Genomic DNA, 17,113 nt, shown 5'->3' with positions numbered 1-17,113 from the left:
ATCCTGTCCCAAGGGTCGAGCCGCTCGACCGGGAGGACAGCGCGCATCGGGGCGTGGCGGAACAGGCAGACACGCGTGCCCCAGGAGAACGTGGGCTTGCGCCCGTGAGGGTTCGACCCCCTCCGCCCCGACCACACCGTTGAACCCGGCGCCCGAGGGCGCCTTCTTCATGACGCCCGCGCGGGCGGAAAACCGCGCCAGTCGCGCCCCGCACGGGGCGCGTGGATTGAAACTGCGCTGGCCGGGCGTGGCCCGAGTGTCCACGGGGTGTCGCGGCAAAGAAAAAGGCCTCTCGCGGGGGCCTCGTCTTCGCTCGGTTGTGGGTGGGGGTGGCTAAAGGCCGGTGGCCCGGGCAGTCGTGGCCGCGACGGCCGAGGCGAGGGTGGAGGCGAACGGCCCGCCGACGGCGCAGCCGACCCGAGTCACAAGCAACGGGAGGGGGCGATACGCCATGACAGACAGAGAGTTCGAGATGCTACTTGCAGCTCTCGCCGTTGTCGGGGGCTTCGGGCTGCAAGTAGCGTGGGACGTCATCAAGTGGCTCTGGGAGAGCCGCCGATGACACCGTGGGGCCCCGGGTACAGCCGGGGCCCTGCCCCCATCCTAGATCATCGGACACCGTAACAGGGAGGTCACTATGGGAACCATCGCAACCATCGCGCTGTTCGCCGCCTGCGCCGTCCTCGGCATGCTCGCCGGACACAGGTTCTTCGTCGCCGTCGTCCGTTCCCGCCTCGAGGGTACGGGGCACTGACGTGGCATCCACGGACGCCCAGCGCCGGGCCAAGGCGAAGTGCCAGCGCAACAACGTCAAGTCCGTCCGCCTGTCCTTCTACGCGGGCAACCCGGAGGACGACGCCATGCTCGCGTGGCTCAAGTCCCGGGGCAACATGGCCGGCTACCTCAAGGACCTCGTGCGCGAGGACATGGAACGCCGCGCGGGCGGCGCCGGCACGGACGAGGACGCGTGAGACTGACGGCGTGACGCCGCTCCCCGGTGACGGGGGCGGCTTTTTTCCATGCCTCGGCACCGCCGTCGGCACTCTCCGGCGACTCCCGGCACCTCTCGGCAGGCCGGCGCGCGGTATAGCTATGGTGCGCGCACGGCGGCCGGGTGGTCGGCGGAGGTGGCCCGCCACGCCCTCGGGCGCTGTCCCATGGTGGCCGTCTGCAACAGGCCGAGCCTGCGCCACCCGTTCGGGCGCTCCAAAATAGGCCCCGACCTGCGCCCCATCATCGGCGAGGCGTCCGAGGTGATGAGCCTCATGAAGCTCGCCGTGCAGTTCGCCGCCGCCCCGCAGACCTACGCCCTGGGGCTCGACCCGGACGCCGCGGCTACTCCCACCGGCAGATACGGGATGCCATGTCCGGTATCCCCGTGGACGAGCTCGGGCCGCCCAACTCCGGCGTCGGCGGCAGGCCGAGGAAGCCGGCGGTGGACCCGGAGAGGAGGGCCGAGGTGGCCAGGCAGCTCGGCCTCGACGACAACGACGAGAACCGCTGGGCCATAGAGCTCGACCTGTCGCTCAGGGACGAGAGGTGGCTCGCCGGGGGGCCCACACCGGGCATCACCTACGCCCCGGGGGCCGAGGAGAGCAAGCGCCGCAAGGGCAACCCGAAGCTCTTCACGAAGGAGCACGAGGTGGAGCGCGAGACGGTGGGGCTCTCCGCCGCCATGGGCTACGCCTCCGAGTTCCAGAAGGACGAGATCCCGAACCCGGACCCCGAGGACGCGAAGAGGCGACCGCGCATCGGCCTCCCGGACCTCAGCTCGGGGATGGAGGTCAAGACCCTCCGAAACGCCTCGAGCTACAACACCGTGGCCAGGCACGCATCGAGCTCGAAGTCCAAGGGCGCCATGTCGACGATGATGAGCTTCTACGGGAACGAGTCGCTCACGGCATCGAAAATCGACGAGTACGTGGAGAAAGCCATGACGGCGAAGCGACTCCGTCACGTCGTCGTCATCTACCCGGACGGCACACACTCGATAAAGGTAAAAAAGTAGCGGCCATTCAGTCTGTCGCATAGATCGCGTCAAAGTGATGGCCGCAGCTCATTTATACCACACCGGCCCGTGGCGGAACAGGCGGGTGCGCACGCCCCGGGAGCGTGTGGAGGCAACTCCGTGTGGGTTCGATTCCCGCCGGGCCGACCACCTGCACACACTTCCCCCTCGTCCAAGGGCAGGACGCCGGATTCTGGCTCCGGAAACCGCGGTTCGAGCCCGCGGCGGGGCGCCGCGCGACACGGGGGCTGATGAGCACGCACGTGCAGAGGACAGCCGCACGGGAGCGTACGGAGGAGACACCGGCCGCTGGCTCTCAGCGAACGCCGGGCTTTTCATCCCGGATGCCGACCCCTGCGCCTCGTGCAGCGGTCGCGCCCCGTGATTGGGCGCGTGGTCCGAAACGATTGCGGAATCCCTGCAGAGTGGTTGGGCGCACTGCTCGGCATGATCCGCAGCCATGTCGAGGCCGGCCCTGCGAACTCGGCCCCGCAGCCGTTTGGTGGTTTTTCTCTCCGCGGGGCCCTGAAAACCACCAAATGGTGTGTCGTTTGGTGGTTTAGATCAGGTTCTGTACCGAAAAGTACCAAACTGCCGGAGCGGCCCCGGGGAGCAGCCCCGAGAGCCCGTGCCAGGCTCCGCCCGCAGGGGCGAGTCGACGCCCAATACATCAAACAAGTAATATACTAAGTGACAGATGGTCCAGGCACCGCTGTCACGCCTGGCCGGTGGCCCCGGCGCACGGCCGCCGCCAAACCGGGTACCCTCCCTGCGCACCCGCACCCGCACCCGCACCCGCACCCGCACCCGCACCTCGCAGCCAGGAGCCCCCATGGCACAGTCCCGCAGCACGCGGCCCGACCGGCCGTCGCCTTTCGCCGGCTCCTCGGAGCCGCCCATCCCCGACGCCACCCTCCGGCGCTTCCCCGGGTTCGTCGAGGCCCGCGACACCGGCCGCTCGCTGCGCAAACGCTGCCCGAGGAGCTCCCTCGCCCGATGGGAGGTCGTGCCCGGCCGCACGTCGGCCCTGGACCTCATCCTCTCCCAGGAGCGTGGCCGCCTGCAGGCCCTCATCCCCGAGCGCCACCGCCGCATGGCCGCCTCGCCCTTCGCCTACTTCCGCGCCACGGCGCTGCCCATGGCCGCGGACCTCGCCACGACGCCGTCCACGGGCCTCATCGTCGAGGCCTGCGGCGACGCCCACGTCGGCAACTTCGGCGGCTACCGCTCGCCGGAGTCCGCACTGGTCTTCGACCTCAACGACTTCGACGAGGTGGCCCGCGGCCCCTGGGAGTGGGACGTCAAGCGCATGGTCGCGAGCGTGGCCGTCTGCGCCCGCAGCCGCGGGTTCGGGGCGGCCACCGCCCACGACGCCGCGCTCGCCTGCGCCGCGGCCTACCGCGAGGCCATGGCGTACTTCGCCCACCAGGGCGCGCTCTCCATCTGGCACACCCACGTGGACGTCCAAGGGCTTCTCGACACCCTCTCCGCCGACGCCTCCAAGAAGGAGCGCCGCCAGGTGGCCAAGGGCCTCGCGGCGGCCTTTGCCAAGGACAACTCCCGTGCCTTCAGAAAGCTCGTGGAAGGGGAGGGGGCCGGCCGGCGCATCGTGTTCGACCCGCCCGCCATCGTGCCGCTGGACCGGTTCCTCCCCGCGGGCGACGTAGAGCGGTTCCCGCGTTCCGTCGCCGAGCTCCTCGGCGCCTACCGCTCCTCCCTCGCCCCGGAGAACCGCGGGCTCATCGACCGCTACGCCTACGTTGGCGCCGCCCTCAAGGTCGTGGGCGTGGGCAGCGTGGGCATGCGCAACTGGGTGGTGGCCCTCTCCGGCCGCCAGGTGGACGACCCGCTCGTGCTGCAGTTCAAGGAGACCGGGGAGTCGTGCCTCTCGCGCTACACGGGCCTCGCGCCGCGCTACCGGGGCGGCGAGCGCGTGGTGCGCGGCCAGCGCCTCATGCAGGCCACCGGCGACGTGCTCCTCGGCTGGGCCGACGTCCCCGTCCCCGGCGCCCCGGGCCGCTCCTTCTACGTGCGCCAGCTCTGGGACTGGAAGGCCACGGTGGACCTGGACGCCATAGACGCCGACACCCTCGCGCTCTACGGCGAGCTCTGCGCCTGGACCATCGCCCGCGCCCACGCGCGCTCCGGCGACCGCGGGGCCATCGCCGGGTACCTCGGCACCTCGGACGCGGCCGACCGCGCGCTCTGCGCCTTCGCCGAGGCCTATGCCGAGCAGAACGAGTGCGACTACCGCGTCTTCATGGACCACGTCGCCGGCGAGGCCGGCACCGAGAAGGGGGAGGCCTCATGAGCCTCGGAGCCGTCGACACGTACCTCACCCGCCGCCACGGCCGTCGGGTGCAGCGCGAGCAGGCCGTGCCCGAGCGCGACTGGGCCCCGGTGCCCGTGGGCTCCTACACGCTCCTCGTGCTCTTCAACCTCATGGCGGCCTTCGACGAGGGCCATGCCATCCTCGCCGTGGGGCCGTCCGGGGGCGACCTCATGACCTACTCCTACTACCGCCGGGGCAACGCCCTCAAGGCCCCGGCGCTCATGGCTTGCCTGCGGGAGCCCGAGACCTTCTCCGCCCTCCGCCGGGCCTCCGGCTGGATCGTCCACGGCAACCCCGGCAACTGGTGGAACGAGCACGTGGACTGCGCCGTCGCCCTCGCGGCCCCCTCCGAGGCCGGTCGTGCCGTGGCCGACTACGCCGAGGGGGTCAAGGCCGCGCCCGGCACCTACGACCTCGTGACCCACAACTGCCTCGCCTTCGTGGAGGAGGCCTTGGCCGCCGGCGGCGTGCGCCTCACCACGGTCTCCGGCGCGGGCCTGCGCACCTTCGTGCCCAAGGACGCCTTCGAGGCGGTGACCGGGGCCACCGGCGCCACGCCCTTCCGGGCGTGGAAATACTGGTTCGACGACGTCCCCGCTCCCGACGACGGCCTGCGCACCATCGGCGACGACCCCGGCACGGAGCGCGGCGACGCCCCGGCGGCACATCGGGGGTAGGGGAGGTCTCTCGGGACTCATCGCCGTCCCGCGCACCTACACCGCCCGCGCCCCGTGCGCGGAAGCCTTTGTGTGCCGACCGCGCGGCCCCCGTCGTGCGGCGCGGCAAACGGGTACGTAGGGCCCAGCACACGCCCACAGGAAGGAACACCCATGGCCACTGCGTTCTACGGCACCATGTCCATCGCCACGTCCGTCATAGGCGACCCCGCCTTCAAGCCGCTCTGGGACGCCACCCTCGACGGCTACGACGAGGCGAGGCTCACCTACGGCATCACGTCGGTCTACGGCTCCGACGAGGAGGGCGGCCGCACCGTCTACCAGGTGAGCGGCAAGACCGACGACGGATTCGACGAGGACGCCGCCGCCTGCCTCTGCGGCTCGCTTTCCGTGGAGGACGCCGGTCGCCTGCTGAAGGCCCTCGAGGACGCCTCCGCCGCCATCGCCTTCGACATCGACGAGTACGACGTCGACGCCGACTCCCTCACCCGCGAGAAGGTCACCGTCACCGTCGAGGGCGGCCGGGCCCGCCTCTCCGACACCTCCTACGACGACGTGCCCGTGACCTCGCGCAAGCTTATCGACATGGGCTTTGCCGAGGAGTCCGAGCTCGACGACGAGGAGCTCGCCGTCATGGTGGCCGCCGAGATCCCCGACGGCCCCGAGGCAGACGACCTCGTGGACGCCATCGAGGACCTGCGCGAGGACGCCCGCCACGACGGCGTCTTCACCGCCGAGGAGACCGCCGACCCGGTGGCCTTCGCCCAGATGCTCGAGGCCTCCTACGCCGACGAGGACGACATCGAGTAGCCGATCGTCCCCCAGACGCGCGGGAACGCGGCGCCGGGCCGGCCCGTCCGAGGCGACGGAGCGGCCCGGCGCCGCGTCGCTGCGGGTACAATGACACGCGTTGCCCTGCCCTGCGAACCGGAAGGTGGCCATCCGTGACCGACATGCCCAAGACCTACGATCCCCAGACGACCGAGCCGCAGCTCGTCGAGCGCTGGATCGACGCCGGCTGCTACCAGCGCTCCAAGGGCACGGGCGACTGCACCGTCGTCATCCCGCCCCCCAACGTCACCGGCGTGCTCCACATGGGCCACGCCCTCGACGACACCATCCAGGACGCCTTCATCCGCTACAACCGCATGGCCGGCCGCTCCACCCGCTGGATCGTGGGCCTCGACCACGCCGGCATCTCCACCCAGACCAAGGTGGACAAGCGCCTGAAGGAGCAGGGCGTCTCCCGCCTGGAGCTGGGGCGGGAGAAGTTCGTGGACGCCTGCTGGGACTGGACCCGCGAGTACGGCGGCACCATCGTCAAGCAGATCAAGCGCATGGGCTGCTCCGCGGACTTCGCCGACGAGCAGTTCACCATGAGCCCGCAGTTCTCCCACGCCGTGCGCAAGGTCTTCTGCGACTGGTACCACGCCGGCCTCATCTACCGCGGCGAGCGCATCGTCAACTGGTGCCCCAACTGCTGCACCGCCATCTCCGACGACGAGGCCGAGTACAAGGACGAGCACGGCCACCTCTGGTACCTGCGCTACCCGCTCAAGGAGCCCGTGGACGGCAAGGACTACATCGTCGTCGCCACCACGCGCCCCGAGACCATGCTCGGCGACACCGGCGTGGCCGTCTCCCAGGACGACCCCGAGGCCTCCAGGTTCGTGGGCGCCACGGTGGTCCTGCCCATCGTGGGCCGCGAGATCCCCATCTTCGCCGACTGGCACGTGGACGCGGGCTTCGGCACCGGCTTCGTCAAGGTGACCCCGGCCCACGACCCCAACGACTTCGCCATGGGCGAGGCCCACGACCTCGAGAAGATCAACGTCTTCGACGAGCACGCCCACGTGGTGGACGGCTACGGCGAGTTCTCCGGCATGGACCGCGACGAGGCCCGCGCCGCCGTGGTGGCCTGGTTCGAGGAGAACGGCCTGCTCGACCACGTCGAGGACCACGACCACTCCGTCATGCACTGCTACCGCTGCGACACCGCGCTCGAGCCTTGGCTCTCCGAGCAGTGGTTCGTGGCTGTGGACAAGCTCAAGGGCCCGGCCACCGAGGCCGTCACCTCGGGCGACGTCACCTTCCACCCCAAGCGCTGGGAGCAGACCTACCTCACCTGGATGGAGAACCTCAAGGACTGGTGCATCTCGCGCCAGCTCTGGTGGGGCCACCGCATCCCCGTCTTCACCTGCGAGGACTGCGGCTGGGAGGACGCCTCCATGGACGACGTGGAGGTGTGCCCCGAGTGCGGCGGCCGCCACGTGCACCAGGACCCCGACGTCCTCGACACCTGGTTCTCCTCGCAGCTCTTCCCGTTCGCCACGCAGGGCTGGCCCGAGCACCCCGAGGAGATGGCCGGCCACTATCCCACCAAGGCCCTCGTCACCGCCCGCGACATCATCGCGCTCTGGGTGGCCCGCATGATCATGAGCTCGCTGTACTTCTGCGACCGGATCCCCTTCGAGGACGTGGTCATCTACGCCACCATCCTCGCCAAGGACGGCAGCCGCATGTCCAAGTCCAAGGGCAACGGCGTCGACCCCATGGACCTCATGGACAAGTACGGCGCCGACGCCATGCGCCACAACCTGCTCACCCTGGTCACCAACAACCAGGACGTGCGGTTCGACGCCGTGTTCGACAAGGACACCGGCGCCTTCGAGGCGAGCCCCCGCACCGAGCAGGCCCGCGCCTTCGTCACCAAGATCTGGAACGCCTGCCGCTTCGCCCTCATGAACATGGAGGGCTTCGAGCCCGGCGCCCCCGTTGCCGCCACGCCCGAGGATGCCTGGATGCTCTCGCGCCTGGCCAAGCAGGTGGCGGAGACCACGGCGTGCCTCGAGGAGTACCGCTTCGGCGACTACGCCCGCGGCCTGCAGGGCTTCTTCTGGAACGAGGTGTGCGACTGGTACATCGAGCTCTGCAAGGGCCGCCTGCAGTCCGAGGACCCCGAGGTCCGCGCCTGCGCCCAGCGCAACCTCGTCTTCGTGCTCGACACCTCGCTGCGCCTGCTGCACCCGGTCATGCCCTTCGTGACCGAAAAGGTCTGGGAGTCCATGCCGGCCTCCGCCCTCGACCTCGCCGAGGCGGCCAAGACCGGCTGCGATCCCTCCCACGACGGCCGCTTCCTCATGCTCTCGGCCTGGCCCGAGCCTGCGGCCTACGGGGCCTACGTCAACGACGAGGCCGAGGCCGACTTCGAGATCGCCCGCGCCCTCGTCTCCGGCGTGCGCTCGCTGCGCGCCCGCTACCGCCTGAGCCCCCGCGCCGAGGTGGACGTGGTGGTCAAGGCCGCCCCGGCCGACGCCGCCCGCCTCGAGGCCCAGCGCGACTTCCTCGTGGAGGTGGGCCGCCTCTCGTCGCTGCTCGTGGGCGAGCACGCCGAGAAGCCCGCCAACTCTGTCTCGTTCGTGGCCCCGGGCTTCGAGGCCTACGTGGTGCTCGAGGGGCTCGTGGACCTCGGCGAGGAGGCCAAGCGCCTGGAGAAGGAGGTCAAGAAGGTGACCGGCGAGCTCGCCGGCATCGAGCGAACGCTCGGCAACCCCGGGTTCCTCGCCAAGGCGGCCCCGGAGGTCGTGGAGGCCAAGCGCGCCCGCAAGGAGGAGCTCGAGGCCACGCTCTCCCGTCTGAGCGCCCAGCTGGAGGACCTCTCGGAGTAGGGGCGGGCGGCTCCCTCCCCTTAGGGAGGACGTTCGGGTTTCAGGCACCCCGCGGGCAGGCCCCGCGGGGTGCCTTTTTGCGGGGGCGACCCATGCCAGAGGCCGCTCCGGCATGGGTCCGGGCCGCGGGCCGGCCCCGGCCCATGGCTGCGGGGCCCGCTTTTTCAGCTACTATGACGTCGACCGTGGGATCGATGAACAGGGAGAGGGGCAGGGACCGTGGCCACCATCAAGGATGTCGCCCGCATCGCCGGGGTGAGCAGCGCCATGGTCTCGCGCTACCTCAACGACGGTTACGTCTCCGCCGAGAAGCGCCCCATCATAGCCGCCGCCATCGAGGAGTGCGGCTACCGTCCCTCTCAGCAGGCCCGGAGCCTGCGGCGCGGGCGCTCCCGGCTCGTGGGCGTCGTGGTGCCCCGCATCAACTCCGAGAGCGTGGCCCGTATCACCGCCGGCATCGAGCAGGGCCTCTCGGGCCGCGGCTACCAGATGCTGCTGGCCAACACCGACAACCAGCCCGAGCAGGAGCTCGCCTACCTCGACCTGTTCGCGGGGTACCCCGTGGACGGCCTCATCCTCGTGGGCTCCGTGGTGAGCGACGCCCACGCCGCGTTCCTCGCCTCCTGCCCGGTGCCCGTGGTGGTGGTGGGCCAGCGGTTCGCCGGGGTGAGCTGCGTGCTCCACGACGACTATGGCGCCGCCCGCGACCTGGCCTCGCGCCTTGCGGCGTCCGCCCCCGACGCCACCTTCGCCTACCTGTCGGTCGACCCGGCCGACGTGGCCGTGGGCGTGCGCCGCCGGGAGGGGTTCGAGGCCGGCCTCGCCGAGCACGGTACGGCCCTGGACCCGGCGCTCGTGAGACGCTGCGACTTCTCGGCGGAGTCCGGCCTCGCGGTGACCCGGCGCCTCTTGGACGACCGGGACAGGCTCGGAGCTAAAATCGATTTCATCTGCTGCTCCACCGACCTCATCGCCGCAGGGGCCCTCAGGGCCGTGGCCGAGCATGGGGGGAAAGACGGGATGGCGCGGCCGACGGTTACCGGTTTTGGCGACAACCGCATCGTCTCCATGCTCACGGGCGGCATTCCCACCGTGCACTTCGCCTACCGCACGAGCGGTGTGAAAAGCGCCGAGATGTTGATTGACCTCGTGGAGAACCCGGGTTCCGTGGCGTCGAGCACCATCATGGGCTACCGGGTCGAAGGCATCTGAGAACCGTTTCTCACTTTCTCATGGTCGTGGAGCGGCACCTTCGACCGTTTTTCTGGCCCGCGGGTACCGCTCACCCCCCGATATCGACCGCTTGCGGTCCATGGACCGTCCGCCCCTTCTTTCTGTGCCTTCCCTGTATGCAAACGTTTACAGTAAGAACCAGGGGATGGGGCCAGCGGGGCCCCTAGGACAAGAGAAAGGGCATGCCATGGATTACGCCAAGTCGGCTAAAGACGTGCTCGGGCTCGTGGGCGGGGCGTCCAACGTGGCGTCGGCGGCGCACTGCGCCACGCGCCTGCGCCTCGTCATCGTGGACAACGCCAAGGTCGACCGCGACGCCATCGAGGACGTCGACGGCGTCAAGGGCGTCTTCGAGGCCCAAGGCCAGCTCCAGATCATCTTCGGCACGGGCACGGTCAACAAGGTCTACGAGGAGTTCGTCAAGGCCGGCGGCATCACCGGCGCCTCCAAGGACGAGGCCAAGCAGGCGGCGGCCGCCAAACAGAACCCCGTCATGCGCGGCATCAAGCTCCTGGGCGACGTCTTCGTGCCCATCATCCCGGCCATCGTGGCCTCGGGCCTGCTTCTGGGCATTATGAGCACCGTGGGCTTCATGGCCTCCAACGGGTTCATCCAGCTGGATACCTCTAACGAGTTCTACGTGGTGGCCGACCTCGTGTCGTCCACGGCCTTCACCTTCCTCCAGGTACTCATCGGCTTCTCGGCCGCCAAGGCCTTCGGCGCCAACCCCTTCCTCGGTGCCGTCATGGGCGCCATCATGATCCACCCCAGCCTCGAGAGCGCCTACAACCTGGCCGCCCTCTCCGCCGCCGGCGAGGTGCCCCAGCAGTCCATGCTCTTCGGCCTGATCTCGGTCGACTGGATGGGATACCAGGGCCACGTGGTCCCCATCGTCATCGCCTGCGCCATCCTGGCCTTCCTCGAGAAGCGCCTCCACAAGGTGGTGCCCGAGGCCGTGGACCTCTTCGTGACGCCGCTCGTCTCGGTCTTCGTCAGCGCCTACCTCGTGCTCGGCTTCGTGGGCCCCGTCTTCGTGGTGCTCGAGAACGCCGTCCTCGGCGCGGTGCAGTGGCTCATCACGCTGCCCTTCGGTCTCGGCGCCCTCGTGGTGGGCGGCTTCTACGCCCCCACGGTGGTCACCGGCCTGCACCAGATGTACACCGCCATCGATCTCGGCCAGCTCGCCTCCTACGGCGTCACCTACTGGCTGCCCATCGCCAGCGCCGCCAACATCGGCCAGGCGGCCGCTTGCCTCGCCGTCTCCGTCAAGACCAAGAGCCCCAAGGTCCGCGGCCTCGCCTTCCCGGCCGCCCTCTCCGGCTTCATGGGTATCACCGAGCCCGCGATCTTCGGCGTCAACCTGCGCTTCTTCAAGGTCTTCGTCGCCGGCTGCATCGGCGGCGCCGTGGGCGCGCTCCTGTGCTCGCTCACCGGCCTCGCCGCCGCCGGCACCGGCGTCACCGGCATCTTCGGCATCCTCCTCTGCCTCAACATGCCCCTCCAGTACGCGCTGATGTTCGCCGCCACCGCCGCCGTGGCCTTCGGCCTGTCGTTCGTCCTCTACTCCGACGAGCCCGCCGCAGCCAAGGCCGACAAGGCCCCCGCCGCCGAGCCCGAGGCCGCCCCGGCGCTCCTGGCCGCCGAGACCCTCGTGGCCCCGCTCGCCGGGTCCCCCGTGGCCGCCGCCGACATCGCCGACCCCACCTTCGCCGCCGAGATCCTGGGGCCCACCGTGGCCATCGACCCCGGTGAGGCCGACAGGCTCCCCGTGGTGGCCCCGTGCGGCGGCACCGTGAGCACGGTCTTCGACACCGGCCACGCCGTGGGCATCACCAGCGACTCCGGCGCCGAGATCCTCATCCACGTGGGCGTGGACACCGTGAAGATGGAGGGGGAGGGCTTCTCCAAGCTCGTCTCCGAGGGCCAGCGCGTGGTCGCGGGCGATCCGCTCCTCGACGTGGACTTCTCCGCCGTGCGCCGTGCCGGCTACCCCGCCACCACGATGATGATCGTCTCCAACGCCTACGACTTCGACGTGGAGCGCCCCGAGCTCGCCGCCCCCGTGGAGCCGGGCAAGAGCGACGTCATGGGCCTCGCCCGCAAGGGCTGAGACGCCCGTCTCCGAGGGCCCGGGCGCCCCGGCTGCGGCCGGCGCCCGGGCCCGGCCCGTACCCGACACCCGACCATTGGAGATCAACCGGTGAACTCCCTCACCCGAGACCTCGCACGACTCTGCCGCGCCCGCACCGAGGAGGCCGCCCGCCGCGGCCACGGGCCCTGGTCCCAGCGGTTCCACCTCATGCCCGAGGCCGGCTGGCTCAACGACCCCAACGGCCTCTGCCAGAAGGACGGCGTGTTCCACGCGTACTACCAGAACTCGCCCTTCGACGTGGACGGCGGCCTCAAGTGCTGGGCCCACGCCACGAGTCGCGACCTCGTGACCTGGGAGCCGGGCGGCGTGGTGCTGGTGCCCGACACGCCCTTCGACTGCCACGGGGTCTACTCGGGGTCCGCCGTCGTGCACGGGGGCCGCATCCACGCCTTTTACACCGGCAACGTCAAGCGCGAGGGGCCCGGGCGCGAGTTCGACTACGTGCTCGACGGACGGGAGTCCAACACCGTGCTCGTGGAGAGCGACGACGGCGGCGCCTTTGGCCCCAAGCGCCTAGTCATGACGGTGGACGACTACCCCGCCTCCGTCACCCGCCACGTGCGCGACCCCCGCGTCCTGGCCAACCCGGGGGAGGGCGGCCCCGCCTTCCTCATGCTCCTGGGCGCCCGGGCCAAGGGGGCGGACCGCGACCGCGACCGCGGCGAGGTGCTCGTCTACGGCTCCGACGACCTCGTGCACTGGGCCTACGCCAACACGGTGGCCTCCGAGCGGCCCCTGGGCTACATGTGGGAGTGCCCCGACCTCCTCGTGCTGGGGGCCACGGAGGCCACGCGTGCGCCGGGCTTCGACCCAGCCGCCGCGCCGCTGACGGTGCTCTCGGTGAGCCCCCAGGGCATGGAGGGGCCCGCCGCCGGCGCCAACGTGTACCCGAGCGGCCACTTGCCCTTCTCGGGGTCGCTCCTCGGCCCCTGCTCGCTGGGGGAGTTCACGCTGTGGGACGCCGGGTTCGACTTCTACGCACCCCAGACCTTCGAGGCCGAGGACGGCCGGCGCATCCTCATAGGGTGGATGGGCATGGCGGACTGCCCCGACCACGCCAACCCCACCGTGGACCACGGCTGGCAGCACTGCTTCACGCTGCCCCGCGAGGTGGTCACCGACGGCCGCACCGTCCTCCAGCGCCCCGTGGCCGAGCTCGCCGGGTTCCGCGGGCCGGTGCTGGAGGGGGAGGGGTCGCTCCGCGCGGAGGGTCTTGCGGCCTTCGACCTCGAGGTGTCGGGCATTCGGGGCCCCCGGTGCGCCGTGACGCTCGCCGGCGGCCTGGACGTCTCCTACGACGCTGCGGCCGGCGAGGTGGCCATGGCGTTCCGCGACCGGTCCCGCGGCTCCATGGGCGGCGGCCGCGGCGAGCGGCGCGCGGCGGTGCCGGCCCTCCGGTCGCTCCGCGTCGTGGGCGACGCCTCCTCGGTGGAGGTCTTCTGCAACGGTGGGGAGCAGGTGCTCTCCACCCGCTACTACCCGTCGTCCTACTCCGTTGCCGTGGAGGCGCCGGGCGCCTGTGCCCGCCTGTGGCCCCTGGAGGTACCGCTCACCTTGTAGAAACTGTTCAGGTTCCCGTCGTCACCGGTGGACCGGGGCCAAAACCGTATCGTTACAGTCAGTAAGGCGTATCGCTCTCGTTCACCTATCCAGGGAGGAGACCCATGTCCGAGAAGAAGTCCCTGCGCATCGGAGCCCTCGAGGCCGGCGGCACCAAGATGGTGATGGCCGTGGCCACCCCCGAGGGCGAGGTCCTCGAGCGCGAGGAGATCCCCACCGGGGAGCCCGGCCCCACCTGCGAGGCCATCGTGGCGTGGTTCGCCGAGAGGGACATCGACGCCCTCGGCGTGGGCGCCTTCGGCCCCACCGGCGTGGACCCGGAGTCTGGCACCTACGGATGGATCCTCGAGACCCCCAAGACGGCCTGGCGCCACTTCGACTTCCTCGGCACCCTCAGGAGGGGCCTCGACGTACCCTGCGGCTACGACACCGACGTCAACGCCGCCTGCCTCGGCGAGGCCACCTTCGGGTGCGCCCAGGGCCTGGGCACCGTGGTCTACATCACCATCGGCACGGGCATCGGCGCCGGCGTCATGGTGGGCGGGAAGCTCCTCCACGGCATGCTGCACCCGGAGGCCGGCCACATCTCCCTGCGCAAGCGCCCCTACGACACCGGCGCCAGCGTCTGCGGCTTCCACGACTCCTGCTTCGAGGGCCTGGCCTCCGGCCCCTCCATCGAGGCCCGCTGGGGCGCCAAGGGGGTCGACCTCGCCGACAAGGCCGAGGTCTGGGAGCTCGAGAGCGAGTACATCGCCGAGGCCCTCGTCGACTACGTCATGGTCTACTCGCCCGAGAAGATCGTGCTGGGCGGCGGCGTCATGAAGCAGGAGCAGCTCTTCCCGCTCGTGCGCAACAAGTTCACCGAGCTCCTGGGCGGCTACATCCAGACCGAGCAGGTCAAGGCCGTGGACAGCTACATCGTGCCCGCCGGCTGCGGCGGCGACCAGGGCATCCTCGGCTGCACGGCCCTGGGCGTGGAGGCCCTGGAGGCAGCGGGGGAGTAGCGGCCCCGGACAAGGTCCTGCATGACGGAGGCCCGGGTCCCCAGCGTCGGGGGCCCGGGCCTCCTGCCGTGGGCGCCGTGCGCCCCCGCGGCCGGCGGCCTAGGTGATGTTGATGGTGTGCAGGGCGGAGCGGCTGCCCACGTTCCGCGAGACCGAGTACTCGAAGGGCACGCCCGAGTCCAGGAAACCGATCTGCTCCAGCTCGAGCAGGGGGTCCCCCTCGGCGATGTCCAGGCGCTCGGCCTCCTCGGCCGTGGCCGCCACGGCCCGCACGATGCGGTGGAAGCTCGCCAGGTGCAGCCCGAGGTCCTGTCGCAGGTAGTTGTAGATGGAGCCCTCCACGTGGTGCCGCTTGAGGCCGGGGACGAGCTCCAGGGGCATGTAGGTGTCCTCGATGACCAGGGGCACGCCGTCGAGGAGGCGTGCGCGCACGTCGTGGTAGCAGAAGTCCTCCTCGTCAAGGTCGAGGCGGGCCGCCACCTCGGCGGGGGGCACCTCGATGGCGAACAGGTAGACCACCGAGGAGACCTCGCCCTGGTGGGCGTGCTCGTTGGTGAAGCCGATGGAGCGGTCGGTGCGGCCTATGTAGAGGGTGTCGCCGGCATGGCGCCCGTCAACCCCCTTGGACTCCGGCGTCGCCTTGACGAAGGTGCCCGACCCCCGGCGGCTCGAGACCAGGCCTTGCTCGGCCAGAAGCTCCACCGCCTTGCGCACGGTGACCTTGCTCACCCCGTAGAGCTCGCAGAGCTCGACCACCGTGGGCAGCCGTTCGCCCGGGGCGATGGCCCCGTCCTCGATGGATGCGCGGATGTCGTGGGCGATCTCTGCGTACTTGGACATGGCTGCCTCCCTCGAGGCCGGTGTGGGGAGTCCCCAAGTTGTGTGCAAAAAGAAGAATACCGCTTGCGGTGGGATAGCTACCACTCGCGCTCAAATAGAACCAAATTTCTCAAAAAATCGCTGCGGAAGAAGAATTATATCGCTACAATTCTCACCAAGAAGCGCGACCCAAAAGGGGGCACCCCGCGGGCCGGACCAAACCACACGTGCAAGGAGGACCATGGAACCCATCACCCTGCCCGAGAACTTCTTCTTCGGCGCGGCCATGTCGGGTCCCCAGACCGAGGGCCGCTGGGCCGAGGGGGGCAAGCTCGAGAACCTCTGGGACACCTGGTCGATCGAGAACATCGACGACTTCTACAACAAGGTGGGCTCCTACGTGGGCAACGACTTCATGACCATGTACGAGGAGGACCTCCGCCTCCTCAAGGAGGAGCTCGGCTTCACCACCTTCCGCACCTCCATCCAGTGGAGCCGCCTGCTCGACCGCGACGGCGAGCTCAACCCCGCCGGCGTCGAGTGGTACCACCGCCTCTTCGCGGCCGCCGGGGAGGCCGGCCTCGAGATCTTCGTGAACCTCTACCACTTCGACATGCCCACCTACCTCTTCCGCCGCGGCGGCTGGGAGAACCGCGAGGTCGTGGACGCCTACGAGAACTACGCCCGCAAGGCGTTCGCGGAGTTCGGCCAGGAGGTGCGCTACTGGTTCACCTTCAACGAGCCCACCGTCGAGCCCGAGCAGCGCTACCAGGAGGGCGTGTGGTGGCCCTTCATCAAGAACTTCAACCGCGCCCGCACGGTGCAGTACAACATCTCCATCGCCCACGCCAAGGGCGTGCAGGCCTTCCGCGAGGCCAAGTCCGCCGGCCTCGTGCGCGACGACGCCCGCATCGGCCTCATCAACGCCTTCATGCCGCCCTACACCAAGGACGACCCCTCCGACGCCGACCTCGAGGCCGTGCGCATGGTGGACGGCATCAACAACCGCTGGTGGCTCGACCTCGTCACCAAGGGCGAGCTTCCCGCGGACGTCGTGGAGACCCTGGCCGAGCGCGGCTGCGTGCTCCCGGTGCGCCCCGGCGACGACGCCATCCTCGCCCGCGGCACCGTGGACTGGCTGGGCTGCAACTACTACCAGCCCACCCGTGTCCAGGCCCCCTCGCGCGACGTCGACGACACCGGCTGCCCCGTCTTCGCCGACAAGTACGTGTGGCCCGACGCCGTCATGAACGAGAGCCGCGGCTGGGAGGTCTACCCCAAGGGCATCTACGACTTCGGCATGACCGCAGCCCGCGACTACCCCGACCTCGAGTGGTTCGTCTCCGAGAACGGCATGGGCATCGAGGGCGAGTACAAGAACCGCGACGCCTCCGGCAAGGTGCAGGACGACTACCGCATCGACTTCGTGCGCCAGCACCTCACCTGGATCGCCAAGGCCATCGAGGACGGCGCCAACTGCGTGGGCTACCACTACTGGGGCGCCATCGACAACTGGTCGTGGAACAACGCCTTCAAGAACCGCTACGGCTTCATCGAGGTCGACCTCATGGAGAACTACCGCCGCGTCCCCAAGCTTTCCGCCGCCTGGATGCGCCAGGTGGCCACCTCCCACATCGTCTCGTAACGGCCTTCCGGCCGG

Annotated in this window: 12 protein-coding genes and 2 tRNA genes; 13 read left to right on the top strand and 1 reads right to left on the bottom strand. The window is 70.0% G+C overall.

Features of this window, described 5'->3' with window-relative positions:
- Nucleotides 1–47: 47 nt before the first annotated feature.
- The 12 genes from NFR49_RS03505 to NFR49_RS03450 all read left to right on the top strand — a co-directional run bounded on the left by NFR49_RS03505 (nt 48) and on the right by NFR49_RS03450 (nt 14,634).
- Nucleotides 48–134 (top strand) — tRNA-Leu (locus NFR49_RS03505).
- A 621-nt stretch (nt 135–755) separates the two neighbouring features.
- Nucleotides 756–971: a hypothetical protein gene (locus NFR49_RS03500; RefSeq protein WP_251158278.1), complete on the top strand. Its 216-nt coding sequence runs from the start codon at nt 756–758 to the stop codon at nt 969–971.
- Nucleotides 972–1,363: 392 nt separating this feature from the next.
- Nucleotides 1,364–2,008, top strand: coding sequence for a hypothetical protein (locus tag NFR49_RS03495; RefSeq protein ID WP_251158277.1), 645 nt, complete (start codon nt 1,364–1,366; stop codon nt 2,006–2,008).
- A gap of 63 nt (nt 2,009–2,071) precedes the next feature.
- Nucleotides 2,072–2,158 (top strand) — tRNA-Pro (locus tag NFR49_RS03490).
- Between the two features lie 682 nt (nt 2,159–2,840).
- On the top strand, nt 2,841–4,319 hold the full coding sequence (locus NFR49_RS03485) for a DUF2252 domain-containing protein (protein ID WP_251158276.1): 1,479 nt from the start codon (nt 2,841–2,843) through the stop codon (nt 4,317–4,319).
- Nucleotides 4,316–5,017, top strand: coding sequence for a hypothetical protein (locus NFR49_RS03480; RefSeq protein ID WP_251158275.1), 702 nt, complete (start codon nt 4,316–4,318; stop codon nt 5,015–5,017). The genes NFR49_RS03485 and NFR49_RS03480 overlap by 4 nt, the downstream gene beginning before the upstream one ends.
- A gap of 153 nt (nt 5,018–5,170) precedes the next feature.
- On the top strand, nt 5,171–5,827 hold the full coding sequence (locus NFR49_RS03475) for a hypothetical protein (protein ID WP_251158274.1): 657 nt from the start codon (nt 5,171–5,173) through the stop codon (nt 5,825–5,827).
- Between the two features lie 134 nt (nt 5,828–5,961).
- A complete protein-coding gene (locus NFR49_RS03470; RefSeq protein WP_251158273.1) occupies nt 5,962–8,685 on the top strand; it encodes a valine--tRNA ligase in 2,724 nt (907 codons plus the stop codon).
- Nucleotides 8,686–8,904: 219 nt separating this feature from the next.
- Complete coding sequence (locus NFR49_RS03465; protein ID WP_251158272.1) at nt 8,905–9,897, top strand: LacI family DNA-binding transcriptional regulator; 993 nt, start codon at nt 8,905–8,907, stop codon at nt 9,895–9,897.
- Between the two features lie 208 nt (nt 9,898–10,105).
- Nucleotides 10,106–12,028, top strand: a complete 1,923-nt coding sequence (locus tag NFR49_RS03460; RefSeq protein ID WP_251158271.1) for a PTS sucrose transporter subunit IIABC — start codon at nt 10,106–10,108, stop codon at nt 12,026–12,028.
- 90 nt (nt 12,029–12,118) lie between these two features.
- On the top strand, nt 12,119–13,630 hold the full coding sequence (locus tag NFR49_RS03455) for a glycoside hydrolase family 32 protein (protein WP_251158270.1): 1,512 nt from the start codon (nt 12,119–12,121) through the stop codon (nt 13,628–13,630).
- 104 nt (nt 13,631–13,734) lie between these two features.
- The gene (locus NFR49_RS03450; protein WP_251158269.1) at nt 13,735–14,634 is read left to right on the top strand and encodes an ROK family protein; all 900 of its coding nucleotides are present in this window, start codon (nt 13,735–13,737) and stop codon (nt 14,632–14,634) included.
- 99 nt (nt 14,635–14,733) lie between these two features.
- Here the strand turns inward: NFR49_RS03450 and NFR49_RS03445 are convergent, their stop codons facing one another.
- Nucleotides 14,734–15,474 (bottom strand): GntR family transcriptional regulator, encoded by a 741-nt coding sequence (locus NFR49_RS03445; RefSeq protein WP_251158268.1) that lies wholly within the window; start codon nt 15,472–15,474, stop codon nt 14,734–14,736.
- 220 nt (nt 15,475–15,694) lie between these two features.
- Between NFR49_RS03445 and NFR49_RS03440 the strand changes: the two genes are divergently transcribed.
- Nucleotides 15,695–17,098: a glycoside hydrolase family 1 protein gene (locus NFR49_RS03440; RefSeq protein WP_251158267.1), complete on the top strand. Its 1,404-nt coding sequence runs from the start codon at nt 15,695–15,697 to the stop codon at nt 17,096–17,098.
- Nucleotides 17,099–17,113 lie beyond the last annotated feature (15 nt).

Origin of the sequence: Caniella muris, assembly GCF_943193035.1 — a bacterium.
GTDB lineage: Bacteria > Actinomycetota > Coriobacteriia > Coriobacteriales > Atopobiaceae > Granulimonas > Granulimonas faecalis.
Note: the sequence above shows the minus strand (reverse complement) of the source record. Positions and strands in the feature narration are given on the sequence as shown.